Raw genomic sequence first — 23896 nt, forward strand, 5'->3', positions numbered from 1 at the left:
GTTGATTTATATGTTAAATAACTAAAATGCTTTAAAAGGGTGCAGAAACCAAAAGCTGATAAATTAGCTGATAAATCAGAATCCCCTGATGATATCCACAGACTTATCCACAAGCAAAATAGAGGTTGGAAGTAAATCATGTCCCTTCCAATCGTAGTTCAAGTTGTTGTTGACAAGCCTCTTGCCCAGGGCTTTGACTACTTGTGGGATAGGGATCTACTTGGGGGTCTACCGGAGGTGGGCTCGATAGTCGAGGTTCCTTTTGGGCGCAGCCTGCTTGTGGGAATGGTAATCAAGGTAAGCGCTTACTCTGATTATGAAATTGGCAAGTTAAAAGCGGTTACCAGAGTCGCCCCACTCCCCCCTTTAGATTTGGCAGTCTTAAGGCTAATGAATTTTGCAAGCCATTACTACATTCATTCTCTTGGCGAAACCATCATTCCCACCATTCCACAAATGTGGAAAAAGCCAGACGATTGGGAAAAGATTCCCAAGAAGTTGGTCGCGGACCAGGTAAAGAAAAAAAGTGAGCCCGAATCTGGCGAAGGATTTATTGACGAAAGAAATTTAAACGACGGACAAAAACAGGCGCTAGAAAAGTTGCGAGCCTGCTTTTCTAAAGAATTCAAAGCAATTCTTTTGCAAGGACAAACCGGCAGTGGCAAGACGGCTGTATTTTTAAATTGGTTGAGTGGAGTTTTGGAAGACACAAGCGCACAAGTGTTGCTGCTAGTGCCAGAGATTAATTTAACGCCACAACTAGAGCGCAGGGTACGGGCCTATTTTCCGGATAAAAAAATGGTTGTACTACACAGCGGTGTAAGTGAAAAAGTAAGGGGTATAGCCTGGTATGAGGCTATGACCGGTAAAGCCCAAATTATTTTAGGAACACGATTAGCTGCGTTAACTCCCCTACCCAATTTGCGCGCTATTGTTGTGGATGAAGAGCATGACCCATCATATAAACAGCAAGATGGCATACGCTATTCGGCACGTGATCTAGCAGTTTGGCGTGCCCATGATCTTAAAATACCAATCTTGCTTGCATCTGCCACCCCGTCTCTTGAAACTTGGATGGCTGCCAAGGCAGGCCGTTATGAATATATTCGCTTAGATCAGCGCGCCCAGGGCGCTAGCTTACCGCAAGTGCACTTGGTAAATACACGAGATCCACAGGCGCAATTTAGTCCAGGCGATTTAGAAAGACCCAAATCAAAAAGTTTAATTACTAAGACACTTGCTAATGCTGTTAGTAAAAATCTGGAAAATAAACAGCAAAGCCTCGTGCTCATTAATCGACGTGGTTATGCGCCGGTCCTCAGTTGTGGCGCCTGTTCGTGGCTATCTAAATGTGAGCAATGTAGCTCTTACATGGTTCTGCATAAAGCAGGCGCCCTTGGCAGGAAGTCAGTTTTAAGTTGCCATCACTGCGGCTTGGTCAAATCAATTCCAAGTCATTGTCCGGACTGCGGTAATGCCGACTTGAAGACCTTGGGACAAGGAACTCAAAAGATTGAAGATGCTATTGAGGAGATGTGGCCGGCTGCAAGAGTTCTGCGAGTCGATACAGACTCCAGCAGAAAGAGTAAGGGTGCTGAAGAGCTCTTTCAGGAAATTCACGAAGGCAATGTCGATATCGTTGTTGGGACCCAGATGATTGCCAAGGGGCATGATTACCAAAATATTGGCTTAGTTGCTGTACTGGATGCAGATAGTAGATTGTTCTCTCAAGACTTTAGGGCGGCAGAGCGATTATTTGCCCAGTTAGTTCAGGTTGCAGGACGGGCTGGGCGATCCAATAAGGATGGTGAAGTAGGTGGTGCTATTTATATTGAAACGCAGTTTCCGGAGTCTGCTGTTTTTCAGTTTTTACTGCGCCATGACGTAGATGGGTTTTTAAGCTTTACGGCCAATGAAAGAAAAGAAGCGGGCTTGCCGCCATTTGCCTACCAGGCCCTTATTCATGCTGAGGCTAAAAGTTTAGATAAAGCAATTCAGTTTTTGAGCGGTTTAAAAGGATATTTAAAGTCTCGGGGCCACATAAATAAAGGCCTCAGAGTCTATGATCCAGTACCAAAGGCAATGATGCGCGTAGCGGGCTCGGAGCGCGCCCAACTTCTGGTGGAGTCTGATGACCGTAAAAACCTGCAAGAAATCTTAGAGGCGATGGATCTTTATTTTCGAGAGAACTCTCAGGGACGCATTAGTAAAGAAGGGCGCATTCGTTGGTTAATTGAGCGCGACCCCATTTCAATCTGATTGATTTCAGATATCAGGCGCCAGGGCCCGCGTTATATATTTCTGGGGTCAGGAGTTGATTGAGTTCTTTGTTAAGAATTTCATCGGAGGCGGGTTTGATTTTGAATAACCAAACACCGTATGGATTTTCATTAACGATTTCAGGCGATGTATCTACCTCTTCATTGAGCGCAACAATCTCCCCGCTTATGGGTGCATGAATATCACTAGCCGCCTTCACTGACTCAATCACAGCAATAGCCTCACCCTGCCTTACTTGTTGTCCAAGTTTTGGGGCTTGAAAGAACATCACATCACCAAGCGCTTCTTGCGCATGATTGCTAATGCCAACCCACACTAAACCGTCATTTTCCTGATCGGCCCATTCGTGAGTTTCTGCAAATTTAAATGTATCTTGGCTATTCATTGTTTTATCCTTTAGGGGCATTTTATGCCGACTCCCCTAAACTAGCTTTCCCCAGTGATTCACTTAACTACTTGTACGTATGCCAATTAAATTAGGAATTGTTCCAGTTACGCCCTATGAGCAAAATTGCTCAATCCTAGTTTGCCAAGAGACTGGCGATGCAGCCGTGATTGATCCAGGTGGTGATATTGAAAAGATTCTCGAGGGCGTTCAACAGATGGGTGGCAGGGTCAAAAAGATATTGCTGACGCATGGACATTTAGATCACTGCGCTGCCGCTAAAGACTTGGCTGATCAGCTTGGTGTGCCTATTGAGGGCCCACATGAGGAAGAGCGTTTTTGGATTGATCAGCTGCCAGAACAAACAGTGCGCTTTGGTTTTGGGCATGCCAAAGTTTTTGAGCCTGATCGTTGGTTAAATAATGGCGATCATGTGCAGGTTGGCAATATTGATCTTGAGGTATTTCATTGCCCAGGGCATACGCCTGGCCACGTTGTATTTTTTGACAAAGAAGATCGTCTTGCAATTGTGGGCGATGTTTTATTCGCGGGCTCAATTGGAAGAACTGATTTTCCTCGTGGCAATCATGCGGATTTAATTAATGCGATTAAAACGAAATTGTGGCCCTTAGGCGATGATGTGCAGTTTGTTCCCGGTCATGGACCAATGTCGACATTTGGCCAAGAACGCAAAACCAATCCTTATGTGGGAGATGGTGCGTAGCTAGCGAATTTAGCTATTTGAACTACAAGTGAGTAATTAGGTTTTTGCTGAACCGGTACGATGTGTACGGTTGTAGAGGCAGCTTGCGCAAATCCAACGTTGTTTGCGATTGCTTGTCGGAATCCATGTGCCACCCTCAAGTCGTTTTTCACGGCTGCAAGAAGAGCAAAATTTCAGGCTCTGGGAGGTTTCTTGGGTAGCTGCTGGAGTCGATGTAGTCATGGGCAATCCGGGTAAGGCAAATCTTATACAGAGATCTATTTTACCCGTTTTGTCCCGCTGGGGCTGGGGTTAGCACAACCCGGACCGAATCGGCCGTTTTGTTGCCGTCAAAATCTAACCAGGCCTTGTTTTCAAAGTCATAGAGCTTGCACTTGCGCGCAGTATCAAAATACCAGCTCCAAGAGAACTTTTGCACAAAAATACGGTCAGGAAGGATCGTTTCTAGGGTCTGTTGGGCCTCTGGCAGGCGATAAAGGGGTACGCTCATGTCCACATGGTGCGCAGTGTGCTCCATGATGTGGTGCATCAATTTGCCCCAAATCCAGTTAAAAGTCAGGTGAACGGTTGTGGATACAAACGGCTGGGCGCGTAACCACTCCGATTTCTTGTCATACCAAGAGACTTTTGGATGGGTATGGTGCACGTAAACCACAAATCCAATCATGCCGTTCCAGAACAAGAATGGCACTGCAAAGCCAGTGATCAAGCCAATCCAAATAGATTGCCCAGTAGCAATGGCTCCAGCAATTAAGCAGCCAATCCAAACGATTGCAAATGCGGTAACAAGCAAATTGTCTTTTAAGAAAATAGGACGATCACCAGGCTTGTTTTTTGCATTTGGGAAGTACTCTCGTCTCCACCAAATTTCAATGAGGTAATAAAAAACAGGACCCCAGCCGCTACGGTAAAGGCGCTCTAGAGCCTTACGCAATGGGGGAAGCGCGTCGTATTCTGATTTTGATAGGGGTGCCCATACAAAGTCAAAACCCTTTAGATTGGTTTGGCCGTGATGCACAACGTTATGACCAACATCCCACAAGCTATATGGTGTGAGAGATGGCAAGAACGCAATACGACCTAACACTTTGTTCAGTTCGCGATTGGGCGTGTAACTTTGATGGCAAGCATCGTGACCCAATATGAAGATGCGACCTGTTACAAAACCGGCAATCAAACCAAAAACAATTTTGAGCAACACGCTCTCTACGAAGATTGTTCCTGCGATACAGCCTAGCCAAAGGAAGGCATCGATTGCTAGGAGCATGATTGCGCGCCCAGTTTCTCCTTGTGCCATCGGGATTAGCCAGCTTCGAATGATTTTTCGATGCGGTAATGGCGCCTCTGGGTGCAAAGGATTAGTTAAGGAAGGCTCTGAAAGGGCGGTATTTAGATGTGTAGACACGATAAGAATCAATAAGTTAGGTGCAAATGATAGCGGTTTTCGCAATTTCACGCATGATGTAGGTCAAAAACCCCTTGATTTCTGGCGCGCCCGGCAGGAATCGAACCTGCGACCCTTGGCTTCGGAGGCCAATACTCTATCCACTGAGCTACGGGCGCTAGTGGAAAAACTGGTTACCCCTCTATTGTAAGTGTCTATAACCCTTCTCTCTAGTTATAATCTCGACAAAACAACCCTAAAACCCGTCAAACGATAAATTCTTATGAGCAATGAGCACGGAAGTCTAATTAAGTCCCCAAAACAACTCATCATCATGGTGTTCGCAAGTTTTTTCGTGCCACTCATCATCATTTTGTTGTTAATGGTGTTTGTGAACAATGGCAAGCGCGCAGATTCATCTGCGTCAGCTGAACAAATTATTAAGCCAGTAGCGCAACTCAATTTTAAAGATGCTAGCGAGCCTGCGGCTCCTGCTACTAGCGCCAAATAAGTCTTTAGCGCATATTTAAAAGCTGGCCTTGTGCCAGCTTTTTTATTTCCATTTATTCACTCTTTGCATCTAAGGCAACTTGGTAGGCTTCTTTTTTTGTGAGGCCTAATGTTTGCGAAAGAACGGCAGCAATTTCTTTGCTCCCCATATAAGGGCTCAGTGCATTAGCCCACAACAAGAGAGTTGAATGCTCCGGAGTCTCATCGCTATTGGCTGACCGCCCTGCAACCACGATGACAAATTCACCCTTAAGGCTCTCTGCTGCCTCCAGCCAGTGAGTAATGTCTTGCGCTTGAAGTGGCACAAGTTGCTCAAATTTTTTGGTTAACTCACGGCAGACTAAAAGCTGACGATCAGCCTCTAAATTTTTTGCAAGCAATGCAAGCGTTTCTTTAATGTGGTGCGGAGACTCGAAAAAGATACTTGCCTTTTTGCTGGTGGAGATATCCTGCAGCAGAGCATCACGCTCTTTAGTTTTATTGGGCCAAAAACCTAAAAACTGAAAGCGCCCTTCCGAGTAATGCATCACTGAGCCGGCCGCCGAGATGGCGCTTGATACAGCGCTTGCGCCCGGAATGGGAATTACTCTGAGTCCTGCTTTTTGAACCTCATTTACCAGTCTTGCACCTGGGTCTGAGACTCCTGGGGTGCCAGCATCTGAAATATAAGCCCAGCGCTCATTGTTCAACAGGTGTTGTATGACTGTTTGAGCGCCGCCAATTTCATTGTGTTCGTGCAACGCTAAACATTTTTTATGAATGCCAAATTGTTGGAGTAATGCCGCACTATGTCTAGTGTCTTCACAAGCAATCCCATCGACTGAATTGAGAACATGCAGGGCGCGTAATGTAATGTCACCCAAATTGCCGATAGGTGTCGCAACCATATACAGAGCCCCTACAGGCAAATCCTGCTGCTTTAAGAAATCGAAAGAGCTAAGTTCCATGGGGGCTGCCTGCAAAAAGTTAAACAATTAGTAAGAGGATACGTTGCTTTTGGGATAAGCTGATTGCTACTGAAATTAGGACATCTTTGGCGCATAATATTGTTATGGAAAAAGATATCAACGAACGTTTGCGTCTACGTGCCTCCCAGCATTTTCTGGACAGCATTGCCGTAAAACAAGAGGCTGAAAAACTGCTCCCCGAATCTGTTGCTAGGGGTGTACTGGCGATGGTCGATTGTTTGCGTGCCGGCGGTAAGATCATGGCCTGTGGCAATGGCGGTTCTGCCGCTGATGCGCAGCACTTTGCAGCAGAGCTCGTTGGTCGTTTTGAAAGAGAGCGCCAAGAGTTGGCTGCAATTGCTTTGACGACCGACACTTCAATTCTTACGGCTATTGGAAATGACTATAGCTACGATGAGATTTTTAGCAAGCAAGTTCGCGGTCTTGGGAAAAAAGGTGACGTTCTGTTAGGCATATCAACCTCAGGGAATTCGAAGAACGTGATTAAAGCCATGGAGGCCGCCAAAAAACTTGGCATCAAAATTATTGCATTCACTGGCAATGGTGGCGGGAAGATAGCTCAGCTATTAGATAAAGATGATATTCACTTGTGCGCACCATCAACGCGAACTGCGCGCATTCAAGAAACGCATTTAGTTTTGCTTCATGCTTTATGCGATGGCGTAGATCATGTTTTGCTTGATTAAAAATTATTGATAGCTCAAATTAGAAAACATATCCATGAAAATTTTTTCCACGTTTAAATTACTAATTGCTTTACTCATAGCCGCGCAGTTAACTGCGTGTGGTGTGTTGGCTGTTGGTGGTGTTGCAGCTGGAGCAACAGTGCTCGCTGATCGCCGTACGCCAGCTGTGCAAGCGATTGATAAAGGCATTGAGTTAGAGGCAGAAAATGCGCTAGCAAAACGCTTTGGTGATAACGCACACATTAACGTGACTTCGTTTAATCAAAAAGTTCTGCTCACTGGCGAAGTGAAGGATGCTGATATTAAGGATGAGGCAGGCGCTTATGCCAAGGCAATGAAAAATGCGCGAGCTGTGTTTAATGAATTGGTTATTGGACCAAACAGTAGCTACACATCACGTGTAAACGATTCTTATCTCGAATCTAAGATCAAAACACAAATGGTCTTTACAGATCAGTTACCGTCAAACTCTATGGTTATAGTTGCAGAAGGTAGCAGCGTTTATCTTATGGGCATCTTGACGCAAAGTGAGGCTGACCTTGCTAAGAAAATTGCGAGCAACACAAATGGCGTAAAAGATGTTTACGTTTACTTTGACATCATTTCTCAAGAAGAAAAAGTTCGTTTAGAAAAGCAAGGCAAAGCAGATCAAACTCAACCTACTAGCCCTCCAAAATTTCAATAATATTTTCGTAGGTTGGTGATGCTAAAAAAGCGAGCGATTGTAAAAATAGTTTGTTTATTTACAGTGCCCGCTTATTTCTTGCCTACTGCGCAGGCGAATATTCAAGACGAGAATGCATTCGCACTTGCAAAACAAAATGCTTGCTTAGGCTGCCATGCAATCAATAAAAAAATTGTTGGCCCTAGTTTTCAAGCGGTGGCAGAAAAATATAAGAGCGACCCCAATGCTCAACCATTTTTAAAAAATAAAATTGCTAAAGGAGGTTCTGGTTCTTGGGGCGTTGTACCTATGCCAGCCAACTCAAAATTGAGTGATGCGGATTTATCTACATTAACTAGTTGGATATTGCGTGGCGCACCCAACAAAAACTAAGGTTAGAAGTTAAGGCGTTAGACCGGGTCTTCCTAAGAGCCACCACCAGGCTTGATTAGAGCGTTTGAGGTTTTCTTTTAGGGCGTAGTCCATGCCAGCCCACTGTGCATTGGCAGCCTCTTCCACAATAGTTGCGGGATTTGCTGGAGGCAACTTAAGGCAAGCATCAGCATCGCCATAGGCGTATTCAACAGTCATTCCTGCCTTTTGAGCCAAATGCATCATAGCTTTGTTATTGGCAAGACAATGAACGTAAAGGGTTTCAATGTTGGTATTGCGTGAGTGAACGGCTGAGCGCTGTAACAGTGCTGTGCCCAGCCCTTGGGAGCGCCCTTCTGGTAGGACAGACACACCAAATTCAGCAGCTCGTGCCTCGCCCTTGCGCTCAGGCAAATAGGCTAGATGGGCCATGCCAACTAGCTCTAGGTCTAAATTGAAAACACCAAAAATGACGTCCCGATTGAAATCGAGGCTCTCAACATAGTGACGAATCACCTCATCGGGGGTCTGAGTACCAAACCGTAGTCGTCTATCTTCATCATTTAGTTGCAATAAATGATTCAGTATTTCTTCTCTATATCCGGCGTGAAGTTCGCGAACAGGTACAGCCTGCCTAGCCGAATAAGGGCTTGAAGGCAAGTGACTACTCGCATGTTTATTGATCATAGCTTTATCTTAGCAGGAATGGGGGAAAGTTTCAGGGTTTTCCCTAGGTTTGTTGGAAATACGCCAAATAAGCATCAAAAAACAGCGTAATTTTTGGGTGGACTAGGCCTAAACCCCTAAAAATTAGGAAAATTTCAAAAAAAGTTGAATTTTTTTTCGAAATCTAACCCATTGTTTTAATTAGCTATATTTTTGAGGTAAGAAAAAACTTAGCCTTTTTTAAGTAAAAGAGTACGAAAGGTGTTGACGACCCTGAAAAAGTGGGATATAGTCTCATCTCTCTGCTGGATGTTATTTGAAACAAGTAACAAGCCAGCCCTCTTTAAAAATTAGTCAACCGATAATTGTGGGTACTAAGTGAAAGCATCCAGTCCTTCGGGACAGATGTAAATAAATAGTACTCATAGACAGTAAAAAGATTTGGTTTTATTACCAAGTCAATTTCTTGAATGAGTGCGACGATCCGCAAGGATCACAGGAATTGAACTGAAGAGTTTGATCCTGGCTCAGATTGAACGCTGGCGGCATGCCTTACACATGCAAGTCGAACGGCAGCACGGGTGCTTGCACCTGGTGGCGAGTGGCGAACGGGTGAGTAATACATCGGAACGTACCTTATCGTGGGGGATAACGCAGCGAAAGCTGTGCTAATACCGCATACGCCCTGAGGGGGAAAGCGGGGGATCGAAAGACCTCGCGCGATTAGAGCGGCCGATGCCTGATTAGCTTGTTGGTGGGGTAAAAGCCCACCAAGGCGACGATCAGTAGCTGGTCTGAGAGGACGATCAGCCACACTGGGACTGAGACACGGCCCAGACTCCTACGGGAGGCAGCAGTGGGGAATTTTGGACAATGGGGGAAACCCTGATCCAGCAATGCCGCGTGAGTGAAGAAGGCCTTCGGGTTGTAAAGCTCTTTTGTCAGGGAAGAAACACCGGCTCTAACACAGTCCGGGAATGACGGTACCTGAAGAATAAGCACCGGCTAACTACGTGCCAGCAGCCGCGGTAATACGTAGGGTGCGAGCGTTAATCGGAATTACTGGGCGTAAAGCGTGCGCAGGCGGTTATACAAGACAGGCGTGAAATCCCCGGGCTTAACCTGGGAATGGCGCCTGTGACTGTATAGCTAGAGTGTGTCAGAGGGGGGTAGAATTCCACGTGTAGCAGTGAAATGCGTAGATATGTGGAGGAATACCAATGGCGAAGGCAGCCCCCTGGGATAACACTGACGCTCATGCACGAAAGCGTGGGGAGCAAACAGGATTAGATACCCTGGTAGTCCACGCCCTAAACGATGCTGACTAGTTGTTCGGGATTTACATCCTGAGTAACGTAGCTAACGCGTGAAGTCAGCCGCCTGGGGAGTACGGTCGCAAGATTAAAACTCAAAGGAATTGACGGGGACCCGCACAAGCGGTGGATGATGTGGATTAATTCGATGCAACGCGAAAAACCTTACCTACCCTTGACATGTCACTAACGAAGTAGAGATACATTAGGTGCTCGTAAGAGAAAGTGAACACAGGTGCTGCATGGCTGTCGTCAGCTCGTGTCGTGAGATGTTGGGTTAAGTCCCGCAACGAGCGCAACCCTTGTCTTTAGTTGCTACGCAAGAGCACTCTAAAGAGACTGCCGGTGACAAACCGGAGGAAGGTGGGGATGACGTCAAGTCCTCATGGCCCTTATGGGTAGGGCTTCACACGTCATACAATGGTGCATACAGAGGGTTGCCAACCCGCGAGGGGGAGCTAATCTCAGAAAATGCATCGTAGTCCGGATCGTAGTCTGCAACTCGACTACGTGAAGCTGGAATCGCTAGTAATCGCGGATCAGAATGTCGCGGTGAATACGTTCCCGGGTCTTGTACACACCGCCCGTCATACCATGGGAGTGGGTTTTGCCAGAAGCCGTTAGCCTAACCGCAAGGAGGGCGACTGCCACGGCAGGGTTCATGACTGGGGTAAAGTCGTAACAAGGTAGCCGTATCGGAAGGTGCGGCTGGATCACCTCCTTTCTAGAGAAAAGATGCTGAATCCTAGTGCCCACACTTATCGGTTGACAATAAAAGCCACGGGTCTGTAGCTCAGCTGGTTAGAGCACTGTGTTGATAACGCAGGGGTCGTAGGTTCAAGTCCTACCAGACCCACCACCAGCCAGAAACAAGACTTAGTGGGACGTTGGGGGATTAGCTCAGCTGGGAGAGCACCTGCTTTGCAAGCAGGGGGTCGTCGGTTCGATCCCGTCATCCTCCACCATCATCTAAATGTCAAAACTAAGCGATTTAACGATTGTTTAGTTTTGCCATTTATGGCTGTTCTTTAAAAATTTGAGTAAGCAAAGTGTCAAATGTTTCTTTGAGAGGACATTTGACAATGTAATAAGGGTAAAGATTGAATCATCAATCAGTAATACAAACGAGTTTTACCAAGTTCTTAACAAAGTACTTACAGTTTGGATTACGGCAAACATGTCAGAAGTAGAAGTAAACCTGTAACAGGTACTAGCAATGGTGCTCGTTATAGGATCAAGTGAATAAGTGCACATGATGGATGCCTTGGCGATTACAGGCGACGAAAGACGTTATAACCTGCGATAAGCCCCGGGGAGCTGGTAAATAAGCTTTGATCCGGGGATTTCTGAATGGGGAAACCCACCACTTTTGTGGTATCCATACCTGAATACATAGGGTATGAGAAGCGAACCTTGTGAACTGAAACATCTAAGTAGCAAGAGGAAAAGACATCAACCGAGATTCCCAGAGTAGTGGCGAGCGAAATGGGAAGAGCCTTCTAGTGATATCTCAGTAATTAACAGAATGGAATGGAAAGTCCAACAATAAAGGGTGATAGTCCCGTATGTGAAAATTATTGAGTGGTACTAGGCTAGAGACAAGTAGGGCGGGACACGTGAAATCCTGTCTGAATATGGGGGGACCATCCTCCAAGGCTAAATACTCGTAATCGACCGATAGTGAACAAGTACCGTGAGGGAAAGGCGAAAAGAACCCCGGGAGGGGAGTGAAATAGATCCTGAAATTGTGTGCATACAAACAGTAGGAGCCTCGTAAGGGGTGACTGCGTACCTTTTGTATAATGGGTCAGCGACTTACATTCAGTAGCAAGCTTAACCGAATAGGGAAGGCGTAGCGAAAGCGAGTCCGAATAGGGCGCTAGTTGCTGGGTGTAGACCCGAAACCAGTTGATCTATCCATGGCCAGGTTGAAGGTGCGGTAACACGTACTGGAGGACCGAACCCACTAACGTTGAAAAGTTAGGGGATGAGCTGTGGATAGGGGTGAAAGGCTAAACAAAACTGGAAATAGCTGGTTCTCTCCGAAAACTATTTAGGTAGTGCCTCGTGTATCACTGTAGGGGGTAGAGCACTGTCATGGTAGTGGGGTCCATTGCGGATTACTGCGCCATAGCAAACTCCGAATACCTACAAGTGCAAGCACGGGAGACAGACATCGGGTGCTAACGTCCGGTGTCAAGAGGGAAACAACCCAGACCGCCAGCTAAGGTCCCTAATATATGCTAAGTGGGAAACGAAGTGGGAAGGCTAAAACAGTCAGGAGGTTGGCTTAGAAGCAGCCATCCTTTAAAGAAAGCGTAATAGCTCACTGATCGAGTCGTCCTGCGCGGAAGATGTAACGGGGCTAAGCATATAACCGAAGCTGCGGATCACAGTAATGTGATGGTAGGAGAGCGTTCTGTAAGCCTGTGAAGGTGTCTTGTAAAGGATGCTGGAGGTATCAGAAGTGCGAATGCTGACATGAGTAGCGATAAAGGGGGTGAAAAGCCCCCTCGCCGTAAGCCCAAGGTTTCCTGTTCAACGTTCATCGGAACAGGGTGAGTCGGCCCCTAAGGCGAGGCAGAGATGCGTAGCTGATGGGAACAAGGTTAATATTCCTTGACCATTGTTAGATGCGATGGGGGGACGGATCGCGGAAAGTTGTCCGGGTGTTGGAAGTCCCGGTTCTTGCGTTGGAGATGGCTATTAGGTAAATCCGGTAGCGTAATTCAAGGGCGTGAGACGAGCGAATTTATTCGCGAAGCAATTGGAAGTGGTTCCAAGAAAAGCCTCTAAGCTTCAGTCTAACAAGACCGTACCGCAAACCGACACAGGTGGGCGAGATGAGTATTCTAAGGCGCTTGAGAGAACTCAGGAGAAGGAACTCGGCAAATTTGTACCGTAACTTCGGGATAAGGTACGCCCTGGTAGTTTGACCCTGTACAAGGGGAGGACGAAAGGGTTGCAATAAAAAGGTGGCTGCGACTGTTTAATAAAAACACAGCACTCTGCAAACACGAAAGTGGACGTATAGGGTGTGACGCCTGCCCGGTGCTGGAAGATTAAATGATGGGGTGCAAGCTCTTGATTGAAGTCCCAGTAAACGGCGGCCGTAACTATAACGGTCCTAAGGTAGCGAAATTCCTTGTCGGGTAAGTTCCGACCTGCACGAATGGCGTAACGATGGCCACACTGTCTCCTCCTGAGACTCAGCGAAGTTGAAATGTTTGTGATGATGCAATCTACCCGTGGCTAGACGGAAAGACCCCATGAACCTTTACTGTAGCTTTGCATTGGACTTTGAATCGGTCTGTGTAGGATAGGTGGGAGGCGATGATAACAGGATGCTAGTTCTGTTGGAGCCAACCTTGAAATACCACCCTGATTTATTTGAGGTTCTAACCTTGGCCCGTTATCCGGGTCGGGAACAGTGCATGGTAGGCAGTTTGACTGGGGCGGTCTCCTCCCAAAGTGTAACGGAGGAGTACGAAGGTACGCTTGGTACGGTCGGACATCGTACCTAAAGTGCAATGGCAAAAGCGTGCTTAACTGCGAGACCGACAAGTCGAGCAGGTGCGAAAGCAGGTCATAGTGATCCGGTGGTTCTGTATGGAAGGGCCATCGCTCAACGGATAAAAGGTACTCTGGGGATAACAGGCTGATACCGCCCAAGAGTTCATATCGACGGCGGTGTTTGGCACCTCGATGTCGGCTCATCTCATCCTGGGGCTGTAGCCGGTCCCAAGGGTATGGCTGTTCGCCATTTAAAGAGGTACGTGAGCTGGGTTTAAAACGTCGTGAGACAGTTTGGTCCCTATCTGCCATGGGCGTTGGAGATTTGACGGGGGCTGCTCCTAGTACGAGAGGACCGGAGTGGACATTCCGCTGGTGTACCTGTTGTTTCGCCAGAAGCATCGCAGGGTAGCTATGAATGGAAGAGATAACCGCTGAAAGCATCTAAGCGGGAAACTTGCCTGAAGATGAGATCTCCCGTAGGTTTAACCTACATAAAGGGTCGTTGAAGACCACAACGTTGATAGGTCGGGTGTGGAAGTGCAGTAATGCATTAAGCTAACCGATACTAATTGCCCGTTAGGCTTGATCCTATAACCAGCACTATTGTGTTGGATGTTTGCCAGATTTAATCTGCATCCTTATTACATGCTTACTCAAATAGAGTTGTTGATTTAATCAGCAACTCGACCCTCTACGCCCGGTGACCATAGCAAGTTGGAACCACTCCTTCCCATCCCGAACAGGACAGTGAAACGACTTTACGCCGATGATAGTGCGGATTACCCGTGTGAAAGTAGGTAACTGCCGGGCACCAATGCGACGCCCAGACCCTCTTAGGTCTGGGCGTTTTTACTTGTGCAAAGCGTTTAGAGATATTGACAGAAACTCCATTTGGAGTCAAAATGTTGGGTTCGCGGAGGGGTGTCCGAGCGGCTAAAGGAGGCAGACTGTAAATCTGTTGGCTATGCCTACGTAGGTTCGAATCCTACCCCCTCCACCAGATGTGCGGGATTAGTTTAATGGTAAAACAGCAGATTTCCAATCTTCGGTCAAGAGTTCGATTCTCTTATCCCGCTCCAGAATTTGTTGCATTAGATTTCGCCCATGTGGCTCAGTGGTAGAGCACTCCCTTGGTAAGGGAGAGGTCGGCAGTTCGATCCTGCCCATGGGCACCATGTTTGATTTTATTAATTGTGTATTTCGTGTTTGGTTTAAGAGTTAACTAAAGGCAGATTAAAAATGGCAAAAGAAAAATTCGAGCGGACAAAACCGCACGTAAACGTAGGCACTATCGGTCACGTTGACCACGGTAAAACGACATTGACAGCAGCAATTGCAACCGTGCTTTCTAAAGCATTCGGTGGCGAAGCTAAAGCATACGATCAGATCGATGCTGCTCCTGAAGAAAAAGCACGTGGTATTACGATTAATACTGCGCACGTTGAGTACGAGACTGCAAACCGTCACTACGCACACGTTGATTGCCCAGGACATGCTGACTACGTGAAGAACATGATTACGGGTGCTGCTCAGATGGACGGCGCAATTTTAGTTTGCTCTGCTGCTGACGGCCCAATGCCACAAACACGTGAGCACATCCTTTTGGCACGCCAAGTGGGCGTTCCTTACATCGTGGTGTTCCTCAACAAGTGCGACATGGTTGACGATGCTGAATTGTTAGAACTCGTTGAAATGGAAGTTCGTGAGCTTTTATCGAAGTACAACTTCCCTGGCGATGACACACCAATCATCCAAGGTTCTGCCAAGTTAGCCCTTGAAGGCGACGAAGGCCCATTGGGTAAAGAAGCCATCATGAAATTGGCTGAAGCATTAGATACTTACATCCCAACTCCAGAGCGTGCTGTTGACGGCGCGTTCTTGATGCCAGTAGAAGACGTGTTCTCTATCTCCGGTCGCGGTACTGTTGTAACCGGTCGTATCGAGCGCGGTATCGTTAAAGTAGGTGAAGAGATTGAAATCATCGGTATCAAGCCAACACTCAAGACCACTTGTACTGGTGTTGAAATGTTCCGCAAATTGCTCGACCAAGGTCAAGCAGGCGATAACGTTGGTATCTTGTTACGCGGTACAAAACGTGAAGAAGTTGAGCGCGGCCAAGTATTGGCTAAGCCAGGTTCAATCACCCCACATACTCACTTTACAGCCGAGGTTTACATCTTGGGTAAAGATGAAGGTGGTCGTCATACACCATTCTTTAACAACTATCGTCCACAGTTTTACTTCCGTACAACGGACGTAACGGGTTCAATCGAGTTGCCAAAAGACAAAGAAATGGTCATGCCTGGCGATAACGTCACGATTACCGTAAAACTCATCGCTCCAATCGCGATGGAAGAAGGTTTACGTTTTGCGATCCGTGAAGGTGGCCGTACTGTTGGCGCCGGCGTGGTTGCAAAGATTTTGGCTTAAGTAGTAAGTTTTAATTAGTTTTTATAAAGGGGTGTAGCTCAATTGGCAGAGCGTTGGTCTCCAAAACCAAAGGTTGGGGGTTCGATGCCCTCCGCCCCTGCCACGATTTGAACTGAAAGCAATATGTCTCATCAAACAGCAAGTCATACTGAAGAAAAAAGCGGCTGGGTCTCTGGACTCGCTGCTTTAGTCGTCGTTGCAGCGCTAGTCTTGTACTACACGCTGGTAGATCAATCTATGTTGATTCGTCTCGCTGTTTTGTTTGGCGGTATTGCTGCTGCAGTTTTGATTGTGGCGATTTCACCAGATGGGCGCCGCTTTATCGCCTACGCAAAAGATTCTTGGTATGAAGTAAAAAAGGTTGTTTGGCCAACTCGTAAAGAGACCACCCAAATGACTCTAGTCGTATTTGGCTTTGTTCTGATCATGTCCTTGTTTTTGTGGATTGCAGACAAATTGATTGAATGGCTAGTTTTTTCAGTCTTTTTGGGCTGGAAGTGAGTAAAAAATGATTGATTCTGAAGTAGCTACTAATCCACAAGCTACCGGCAATATGCGCTGGTATGTCATTCATGCTTATTCCGGAATGGAAAAAAGCGTGAAAAGAGGCCTTGAAGAGCGCATTGCTCGTTCTGGAATGCCTGAGAAATTTGGCCGTATTTTGGTCCCTTCCGAAGAGGTTGTGGAGATCAAGTCCGGCACCAAGTCAGTTTCTGAGCGTCGTTTCTTCCCAGGATATGTTCTGATTGAGATGGAAATGACCGATGAGAGCTGGCATTTGGTGAAAAATACGCCAAAAGTGACCGGTTTCGTTGGTGGTGTTCGTAACCGCCCAAGCCCGATTTCTACAGCCGAAGTAGCCAAAATCATGGATCAAATGCAGGCTGGGGTGGATAAACCTAAGCCTAAGACCCTATTTGAGGTTGGCGAGATCGTACGCGTTAAAGAAGGTCCATTTATTGATTTCAACGGAAACATCGAAGAAGTCAATTATGAGAAGTCAAGATTGCGCGTTTCTGTTACAATTTTTGGCCGCGGTACCCCAGTTGAGCTGGAGTTCGGCCAAGTAGAAAAGATGTAAAAACAAGGACTTAGTCCTGTTTTGCAGTAGCGGTAAGTTTGAAGTGGTTATTTAGTTTTTGTATTTAACCGAGGAGCGGAGCTAGAAAGCCAAAAACTAGCGAAGCGTTTACTCAACAGCGGTCTCTCCTTATGAGGTTAGGCGCGCTTTTAGGAGCAACACATGGCAAAGAAGATTATTGGCTTTATTAAGCTGCAGATCCCTGCAGGTAAAGCAAATCCATCACCACCCGTAGGTCCAGCATTGGGTCAACGCGGCCTTAATATTATGGAATTCTGTAAGGCGTTCAATGCTCAAACTCAGAGCATGGAACCAGGTCTTCCAATTCCAGTCGTGATTACAGCGTTTGCTGATAAGAGCTTCACATTCATTATGAAGACTCCTCCAGCAACCATCATGATTAAGAAGGCTGCGAAGATTGAAAAAGGATCACCACGTCCTCATACCGATAAAGTGGGTTCAATTACTCGTGCTCAAGCGGAAGAAATCGCTAAAGCAAAAATGCCAGATTTGACAGCAGCCGATATGGACGCAGCTGTTAGAACAATCGCTGGTAGCGCCCGTTCCATGGGCATCACTGTGGAAGGTCTCTAATCATGACTAAATTATCTAAACGTGTAAAAGCTATTCAATCTAAAGTTGATCGCAATAAATTCTATTCATTAGATGACGCATTGAACCTCGTTAAAGAGTGTGCAACTGCTAAGTTTGATGAGTCAATCGACGTTGCAGTTCAGTTAGGTATTGATGCTAAGAAATCTGACCAAGTTGTGCGTGGCGCAGTAGTGCTCCCAGCTGGTACAGGTAAGCATGTTCGTGTGGCTGTTTTTGCTCAAGGCGAGAAGGCTGAACAAGCTAAAGCCGCTGGTGCAGAAATCGTTGGCATGGAAGAGCTTGCTGAACAAATTAAAGGCGGCAAAATTGATTTCGATATTTTGATCGCATCCCCAGACACAATGAAAATTGTTGGTACTTTAGGTCAAGTATTGGGCCCACGTGGTTTGATGCCGAATCCAAAAGTTGGAACAGTAACTCCTGACGTTGCTACTGCAGTTAAAAATGCAAAAGCTGGTCAAGTTCAGTTCCGTGTGGACAAAGCCGGTATCGTGCACGCAAGCATTGGCCGTCGTTCATTCGAGCCAACTGCATTGAAGTCCAACTTGCTCGCATTGCTCGAGGCTTTGAATAAAGCAAAGCCACCTGCATCTAAGGGTATTTATTTAAAGAAGGTTGCCGTAAGCAGCACCATGGGTGCAGGCGTACGCGTAGACCAAGCATCGTTACAGGCAGCAGCTTAATTAGCCTGTAACAAAAAAGAACTTTGGGTCGACTCCCGCTCTTTGGGTGAGAGTCGAACATCAAAGACCGTTGGTGAATGAGTTTGCTTTTATAGAGATGAATTCTTAATCGTTACGAAAGTAATAGCCAGCGCAGATGGCGACCCTGAAAAGATTTTCACAAGAACTTTGTGAACAAATGATCAGACGCTGGTGTGTAACCCCAACTGGAAACAGTTGGTTTTTTAGGAGTTAAACCGTGCCTTTGAATGTACAAGACAAAAAAGCGATTGTTGCTGATGTCGGCGCTCAATTGGCTGGAGCCCAAACTGTCGTGCTCGCTGAATACCGTGGTATTCCAGTAGAGCAGTTGACAAAGCTACGTGCTAGCGCACGTGACCAAGGTGTATATCTTCGCGTTTTGAAGAACACATTGGCACGCCGTGCTGCACAAGGCACTCAGTTTGAGCCTCTTGCTGATTCGATGGTTGGCCCCTTGATTTACGGCATCTCTGCTGATCCTATTGCTTCGGCAAAAGTATTGCAGAACTTTGCTAAGACTCAAGACAAGCTAGTCATTACTGCTGGCTTATATAACGGCAAGTTGTTGGACGTAGCGGGTGTTAAATCCCTCGCGTCTATTCCAAGCCGCGACGAGTTGTTATCTCAGTTGTTGGGTGTGATGTTGGCCCCAGTTTCTGCGATGGCTCGCGTATTGGGTGCAGTAGCAGCACAAAAGGCAGAAGGAGCACCTGCTCCTGTTGCAGCACCGGTAACAGAAGTAGCAGCAGCCCCAGCAGAAGTAGTTGCTGAAGCCGCCGCTCCAGAAGCAAGTGCTGAGCCTGCAGCCGCAGCCCCAGAAGCTGGAACAGAAACACCTGAAACCCCTGCCGCTGAATAAGCGACAGATTAACTATTTAAGTATTAGGAGCTAAAAATGGCGATTACTAAAGAAGAAATCATTGATGCAGTAGGTAGCATGTCCGTTATGGATTTGAACGACTTGGTTAAAGCGTTCGAAGAGAAATTTGGCGTTTCAGCTGCAGCGATGGCTGTTGCTGGTCCTGCTGGTGCAGCTGGCGGCGCTGCTGCTGAAGAGCAAACAGAATTCACTGTTAACTTGCTCGAAGCTGGCGCAAACAAGGTTTCAGTAATTAAGGCAGTTCGCGAAATTACTGGTCTTGGCTTGAAAGAAGCTAAGGACTTGGTTGACGGTGCACCGAAGCCAATCAAAGAAGCTGTTGATAAGAAGACGGCTGAAGAAGCTAAGAAGAAGCTTGAAGAAGCTGGCGCTAAAGCAGAACTCAAGTAATGCATACAATGCTGGCGCCTCTCAAAAAGGGGCGTTAGCCATGTTGGGTTTGACCTCTAGAGGTCAAACCCGATTTCATTTCTGATTGAAATCGGGTTTGCCTTCTGATACGACTGCAGAATGCAAGTTTGGTCGGACACTAGATCTATCGGTTTAGTGTTGTCCGCCAGTGATTGGTAGTGGCCAATCGCCAAATCTTTGTACAGTCGCTGAATTCGGAGATGAAATGAACTATAGCTTCACCGAACGCAAGCGAGTCCGTAAAAGCTTTGCTAAGCGAGTAAACAACCACCAGGTTCCGTACCTGATCGCAACGCAGCTGGAATCCTACGCTAAATTTTTACAGGCTGAAAAGCCAGCAATGTCTCGTCTTACTGAGGGACTTCAAGCTGCCTTTACATCAGCATTCCCAATTGTGTCTAACAACGGCTATGCACGTATGGAATACGTGTCTTACCAGTTATCACAGCCACCGTTTGACGTTAAAGAATGTCAACAACGTGGTTACACATACCACTCAGCCTTACGCGCAAAAGTTCGCTTGATTATTTATGATCGCGAAGCGCCTACTAAGGTTAAAGAGGTAAAAGAGAGCGAAGTCTACATGGGTGAAATTCCACTCATGACAGAAAACGGCTCTTTTGTGATCAATGGTACTGAGCGCGTCATCGTTTCTCAGTTACACCGTTCCCCAGGCGTGTTCTTCGAACACGATAAGGGTAAAACACATAGCTCAGGTAAGTTGCTGTTCTCAGCACGCATCATTCCTTACCGTGGTTCATGGCTCGATTTCGAGTTTGATCCAAAAGACATTCTCTATTTCCGCGTTGACCGTCGTCGTAAGATGCCTGTCACCATTTTGCTCAAAGCAATTGGTTTAAACAACGAACAGATTCTTGCTAACTTCTTTAACTTTGATCATTTCTCATTGACTGCTAACGGCGGCTCAATGGAATTTGTGCCAGAGCGTTTGCGTGGTCAGCTAGCTAATTTTGATGTGCTTGATAAAAATGGCGTTGTCGTCATTCAAAAAGACAAGCGTATCAATGCAAAGCATATTCGCGAACTCGAAGCTGCTAAAACAAAAACAATCGCTGTACCAGACGACTATTTAATTGGTCGTGTAGTGGCACGTAATATTGTTGATCCAGATTCTGGTGAAATCTTAGCTTACGCTAATGATGAAATCACTGAAGAGTTGTTGGCTACATTGCGCGATGCAGGCATCAAGCAATTGGAAACCATCTACACGAATGATTTAGATTCTGGTGCATACATTTCACAGACATTGCGTACTGATGAAACTGCTGATCAGATGGCTGCTCGTATTGCCATTTATCGCATGATGCGTCCTGGTGAGCCACCAACAGAAGATGCCGTTGAAGCTTTATTCCAGCGCTTGTTCTATAACGAAGATACTTACGATTTGTCACGCGTTGGTCGTATGAAGGTCAACAGCCGTTTGAACCGTCCAGAAATGGAAGGTCCAATGGTTCTGTCAAACGAAGATATTCTCGACACCATTAAGTCTCTTGTAGATTTGCGTAATGGCAAAGGCGAAGTAGACGATATCGATCACTTAGGTAATCGTCGTGTACGTTGCGTTGGTGAGTTGGCTGAAAACCAATTCCGTGCTGGTTTGTCACGTGTCGAGCGTGCGGTTAAAGAGCGTCTCGGCCAAGCCGAAACAGAAAACCTCATGCCGCATGACTTGATTAACAGCAAGCCAATTTCTTCTGCGATTCGTGAGTTCTTCGGTTCTTCACAGTTATCCCAGTTTATGGACCAAACCAACCCACTCTCAGAGATCACGCACAAGCGTCGTATTTCTGCATTGGGACCTGGTGGTTTGACACGCGAGCGCGCAGGCTTTGAAGTGCGTGACGTGCATCCAACCCACTATGGACGTGTTTGCCCAATCGAAACTCCAGAAGGACCAAACATTGGTTTAATCAACTCACTCGCGTTATTTGCGCGTTTGAATGAGCACGGTTTCTTAGAAACCCCATACCGTAAAGTTTCCAATAGCAAGGTAAGCGACGAAGTGGTTTACCTCTCTGCGATTGAGGAAGCAAAGTATGTGATTGCTCAGGCAAACGCAACAATCGACAAGAGCGGTAAGTTGGCCGACGAATTGGTTTCTGCTCGTGAAGCTGGCGAGACCATGATGGTTAGCCCAGAGCGCATCGATTTCATCGACGTTGCTCCGAGCCAGATCGTTTCTGCTGCTGCTTCACTTGTTCCATTTTTAGAGCACGATGATGCGAACCGTGCGTTGATGGGTGCAAACATGCAGCGTCAAGCAGTTCCCTGCTTGCGTCCAGATAAGCCATTGGTTGGCACAGGTTTAGAGCGTATTGTTGCGGTCGACTCCGGTACGGTTATTTTGGCGTCCCGCGGCGGTATCGTTGATTATGTTGACGCAAACCGTGTCGTGATTCGTGTAAACGATGATGAGACAGCTGCTGGTGAAGTTGGTGTGGATATTTACAACCTCATCAAGTACACCCGCTCAAACCAAAACACTAACATTAACCAACGTCCAATCGTTCAGGCTGGTGATCGTGTTGTCCGCGGCGACGTAGTTGCTGATGGCGCATCTACCGATTTGGGTGAATTGGCTTTGGGTCAAAACATGACTGTGGCATTTATGCCATGGAACGGTTACAACTTTGAAGATTCAATCTTGATCTCTGAAAAAGTTGTTGCTGATGATCGCTATACCTCTATTCATATTGAAGAGTTGTCGGTTGTTGCTCGTGACACCAAGCTTGGTTCAGAAGAAATTACTCGCGATATCTCCAATTTGGCAGAGTCACAACTCTCGCGTTTGGATGAGAGCGGTATTGTTTACATCGGTGCTGAAGTTGAGGCTGGTGACGTATTGGTTGGTAAAGTAACTCCAAAGGGTGAGACCACTCTCACCCCTGAAGAGAAGCTCCTCCGTGCGATCTTCGGTGAAAAAGCATCTGATGTTAAAGATACTTCTTTGCGCGTTCCATCTGGAATGATCGGTACCGTTATTGATGTTCAAGTCTTCACCCGTGAAGGTATTGAGCGCGATGCACGTGCACAGTCAATTATCCAAGAAGAATTACAACGCTATCGTTTGGACTTAAACGACCAGTTGCGTATTGTTGAGGGCGATGCCTTCATGCGTTTAGAAAAGCTGTTGATTGGCAAAGTTGCCAACGGCGGCCCTAAGAAATTAGCTAAAGGCACCAAGATCGACAAGGAATACCTTGCTGATTTGGATAAATACCATTGGTTTGATGTTCGTCCTGCAGATGAAGAAGTTGCCTCACAAGTTGAAGCGATTAAATCTTCTATCGAAGCAAAACGTAAACAGTTTGACGAAGCTTTTGAAGAGAAGCGTACCAAGCTTACCCAGGGCGATGATCTGCAACCTGGCGTAACGAAGATGGTTAAGGTGTATTTAGCTGTTAAGCGTCGCTTGCAGCCTGGTGACAAGATGGCCGGTCGTCACGGTAACAAGGGCGTGGTTTCTAAAATCGCCCCAGCTGAAGACATGCCATTTATGGCTGACGGACGCCCTGTTGACATCGTCTTGAATCCATTGGGCGTTCCTTCCCGTATGAACGTTGGTCAGATCTTGGAAACCCACTTAGGTTGGGCGGCTCAAGGTATTGGTAAGCGTATCGACGAGATGGTTCGTGAACATGCTAAGCAAACCGAATTACGTAAGTTCTTCAAACAGCTTTACAACGAAACGGGCCGCATTGAAGATATCGACAACTTCACTGATGAGCAGATCAATGTTTTGGCCGAGAATCTTCGCCAAGGCTTGCCATTTGCTACTCCAGTGTTTGACGGTGCTACTGAAGCTGAAATCGGCCGCATGCTCGAGTTGGCGTATCCAGAAGAGGTTGCTAAATCTTTGAAGATGACTCCTTCACGTCAGCAAATGATTTTGTGCGACGGTCGAACTGGCGATCAATTTGAGCGTCCAGTAACCGTTGGCGTAATGCACGTCTTGAAACTCCACCATTTGGTCGACGACAAGATGCACGCACGTTCAACCGGACCTTACTCTTTAGTAACGCAACAGCCATTGGGCGGTAAAGCTCAGTTCGGTGGTCAGCGCTTTGGTGAGATGGAAGTCTGGGCCCTCGAAGCATACGGTGCTTCATATGTCTTGCAGGAAATGCTGACAGTGAAGTCCGATGACGTCGCAGGCCGTACCAAGGTTTACGAAAACATCGTCAAGGGCGAGCACACGATTGATGCTGGCATGCCCGAATCCTTCAACGTGCTGGTAAAAGAAATCCGTTCGTTGGGTATTGACATTGACATGGAGCGCAACTGAT

The 23896-nt window shown here is 46.7% G+C and carries 18 protein-coding genes, 7 tRNA genes, 3 rRNA genes and 1 pseudogene; 23 read left to right on the top strand and 6 right to left on the bottom strand.

Features of this window, described 5'->3' with window-relative positions; translation table 11 throughout:
• Positions 1-138: 138 nt before the first annotated feature.
• Positions 139-2259, top strand: a complete 2121-nt coding sequence (gene priA, locus ICN44_RS06820; RefSeq protein WP_216263275.1) for a primosomal protein N' — start codon at positions 139-141, stop codon at positions 2257-2259.
• A gap of 13 nt (positions 2260-2272) precedes the next feature.
• On the opposite strand, the gene gcvH is transcribed toward priA, so the two are convergent.
• Positions 2273-2665: a glycine cleavage system protein GcvH gene (gene gcvH, locus ICN44_RS06825; RefSeq protein ID WP_255537477.1), complete on the bottom strand. Its 393-nt coding sequence runs from the start codon at positions 2663-2665 to the stop codon at positions 2273-2275.
• A 79-nt stretch (positions 2666-2744) separates the two neighbouring features.
• Here gcvH and ICN44_RS06830 point away from each other — a divergent pair, with 79 nt between their 5' ends.
• Positions 2745-3389 (top strand): MBL fold metallo-hydrolase, encoded by a 645-nt coding sequence (locus tag ICN44_RS06830; RefSeq protein ID WP_216860480.1) that lies wholly within the window; start codon positions 2745-2747, stop codon positions 3387-3389.
• A gap of 36 nt (positions 3390-3425) precedes the next feature.
• Here ICN44_RS06830 and ICN44_RS06835 read toward each other — a convergent pair whose 3' ends face one another.
• The 3 genes from ICN44_RS06835 to ICN44_RS06845 form a co-directional block, all read right to left on the bottom strand.
• On the bottom strand, positions 3426-3611 hold the full coding sequence (locus tag ICN44_RS06835; RefSeq protein ID WP_041396810.1) for a hypothetical protein: 186 nt from the start codon (positions 3609-3611) through the stop codon (positions 3426-3428).
• Positions 3612-3651: 40 nt separating this feature from the next.
• A complete protein-coding gene (locus tag ICN44_RS06840) occupies positions 3652-4794 on the bottom strand; it encodes a fatty acid desaturase (protein WP_370624881.1) in 1143 nt (380 codons plus the stop codon).
• Between the two features lie 82 nt (positions 4795-4876).
• Positions 4877-4952 (bottom strand) — tRNA-Arg (locus ICN44_RS06845).
• Between the two features lie 104 nt (positions 4953-5056).
• On the opposite strand from ICN44_RS06845, the gene ICN44_RS06850 reads away from it, so the two are divergent.
• The gene (locus ICN44_RS06850) at positions 5057-5284 is read left to right on the top strand and encodes a hypothetical protein (protein ID WP_255537478.1); all 228 of its coding nucleotides are present in this window, start codon (positions 5057-5059) and stop codon (positions 5282-5284) included.
• A 52-nt stretch (positions 5285-5336) separates the two neighbouring features.
• Here the strand turns inward: ICN44_RS06850 and rsmI are convergent, their stop codons facing one another.
• A complete protein-coding gene (rsmI, locus tag ICN44_RS06855; protein WP_216263277.1) occupies positions 5337-6230 on the bottom strand; it encodes a 16S rRNA (cytidine(1402)-2'-O)-methyltransferase in 894 nt (297 codons plus the stop codon).
• Positions 6231-6334: 104 nt separating this feature from the next.
• On the opposite strand from rsmI, the gene ICN44_RS06860 reads away from it, so the two are divergent.
• From ICN44_RS06860 to ICN44_RS06870, 3 genes are read left to right on the top strand one after another with little or no spacing between them, the layout of a single operon-like run.
• Entirely contained in the window at positions 6335-6937 is a 603-nt protein-coding gene (locus ICN44_RS06860) for a phosphoheptose isomerase (protein ID WP_216263278.1), read from the top strand.
• A gap of 34 nt (positions 6938-6971) precedes the next feature.
• Entirely contained in the window at positions 6972-7622 is a 651-nt protein-coding gene (locus ICN44_RS06865) for a BON domain-containing protein (RefSeq protein WP_216263279.1), read from the top strand.
• Positions 7623-7640: 18 nt separating this feature from the next.
• Positions 7641-7994: a c-type cytochrome gene (locus tag ICN44_RS06870; RefSeq protein WP_216263280.1), complete on the top strand. Its 354-nt coding sequence runs from the start codon at positions 7641-7643 to the stop codon at positions 7992-7994.
• Positions 7995-8003: 9 nt separating this feature from the next.
• Here ICN44_RS06870 and ICN44_RS06875 read toward each other — a convergent pair whose 3' ends face one another.
• Positions 8004-8660 carry a GNAT family N-acetyltransferase gene (locus tag ICN44_RS06875; RefSeq protein ID WP_216263281.1) on the bottom strand — a complete coding sequence of 219 codons (657 nt, stop codon included), beginning with the start codon at positions 8658-8660 and terminating at the stop codon, positions 8004-8006.
• A gap of 483 nt (positions 8661-9143) precedes the next feature.
• Between ICN44_RS06875 and ICN44_RS06880 the strand changes: the two genes are divergently transcribed.
• The 17 genes and pseudogenes from ICN44_RS06880 to rpoB all read left to right on the top strand — a co-directional run bounded on the left by ICN44_RS06880 (position 9144) and on the right by rpoB (position 23895).
• Positions 9144-10676: ribosomal RNA gene (locus tag ICN44_RS06880) — 16S ribosomal RNA — on the top strand.
• A gap of 58 nt (positions 10677-10734) precedes the next feature.
• Positions 10735-10811 (top strand) — tRNA-Ile (locus ICN44_RS06885).
• A 30-nt stretch (positions 10812-10841) separates the two neighbouring features.
• Positions 10842-10917: transfer RNA gene (locus ICN44_RS06890), tRNA-Ala, on the top strand.
• Positions 10918-11184: 267 nt separating this feature from the next.
• Positions 11185-14058, top strand: a 23S ribosomal RNA gene (locus ICN44_RS06895).
• A 106-nt stretch (positions 14059-14164) separates the two neighbouring features.
• A 5S ribosomal RNA gene (gene rrf / locus ICN44_RS06900) occupies positions 14165-14278 on the top strand.
• The 16S, 23S and 5S rRNA genes sit together here with 5 tRNA genes alongside, the layout of an rRNA operon.
• 105 nt (positions 14279-14383) lie before the next feature.
• Positions 14384-14468 (top strand) — tRNA-Tyr (locus ICN44_RS06905).
• A 5-nt stretch (positions 14469-14473) separates the two neighbouring features.
• A tRNA-Gly gene (locus tag ICN44_RS06910) sits at positions 14474-14547 on the top strand.
• Positions 14548-14568: 21 nt separating this feature from the next.
• Positions 14569-14643: transfer RNA gene (locus ICN44_RS06915), tRNA-Thr, on the top strand.
• A gap of 64 nt (positions 14644-14707) precedes the next feature.
• Entirely contained in the window at positions 14708-15898 is a 1191-nt protein-coding gene (gene tuf / locus ICN44_RS06920) for an elongation factor Tu (RefSeq protein ID WP_071464430.1), read from the top strand.
• 27 nt (positions 15899-15925) lie between these two features.
• Positions 15926-16001: transfer RNA gene (locus ICN44_RS06925), tRNA-Trp, on the top strand.
• Positions 16002-16021: 20 nt separating this feature from the next.
• The gene (secE, locus tag ICN44_RS06930) at positions 16022-16399 is read left to right on the top strand and encodes a preprotein translocase subunit SecE (RefSeq protein ID WP_215321267.1); all 378 of its coding nucleotides are present in this window, start codon (positions 16022-16024) and stop codon (positions 16397-16399) included.
• 7 nt (positions 16400-16406) lie between these two features.
• Positions 16407-16979, top strand: coding sequence for a transcription termination/antitermination protein NusG (gene nusG, locus ICN44_RS06935; RefSeq protein ID WP_216263282.1), 573 nt, complete (start codon positions 16407-16409; stop codon positions 16977-16979).
• Between the two features lie 162 nt (positions 16980-17141).
• On the top strand, positions 17142-17573 hold the full coding sequence (gene rplK / locus ICN44_RS06940) for a 50S ribosomal protein L11 (protein ID WP_068320088.1): 432 nt from the start codon (positions 17142-17144) through the stop codon (positions 17571-17573).
• Positions 17574-17575: 2 nt separating this feature from the next.
• Positions 17576-18277, top strand: a complete 702-nt coding sequence (gene rplA, locus ICN44_RS06945) for a 50S ribosomal protein L1 (protein ID WP_071464433.1) — start codon at positions 17576-17578, stop codon at positions 18275-18277.
• 238 nt (positions 18278-18515) lie between these two features.
• Positions 18516-19028: pseudogene (rplJ, locus tag ICN44_RS06950) on the top strand (50S ribosomal protein L10); the annotation flags it as partial.
• A gap of 165 nt (positions 19029-19193) precedes the next feature.
• Complete coding sequence (rplL, locus tag ICN44_RS06955) at positions 19194-19568, top strand: 50S ribosomal protein L7/L12 (protein ID WP_011901893.1); 375 nt, start codon at positions 19194-19196, stop codon at positions 19566-19568.
• Between the two features lie 226 nt (positions 19569-19794).
• Positions 19795-23895 (top strand): DNA-directed RNA polymerase subunit beta, encoded by a 4101-nt coding sequence (gene rpoB, locus ICN44_RS06960; RefSeq protein WP_216263284.1) that lies wholly within the window; start codon positions 19795-19797, stop codon positions 23893-23895.
• Position 23896 lies beyond the last annotated feature (1 nt).

It is taken from the genome of Polynucleobacter sp. JS-Fieb-80-E5 (assembly GCF_018882015.1).
Lineage (GTDB): Bacteria > Pseudomonadota > Gammaproteobacteria > Burkholderiales > Burkholderiaceae > Polynucleobacter.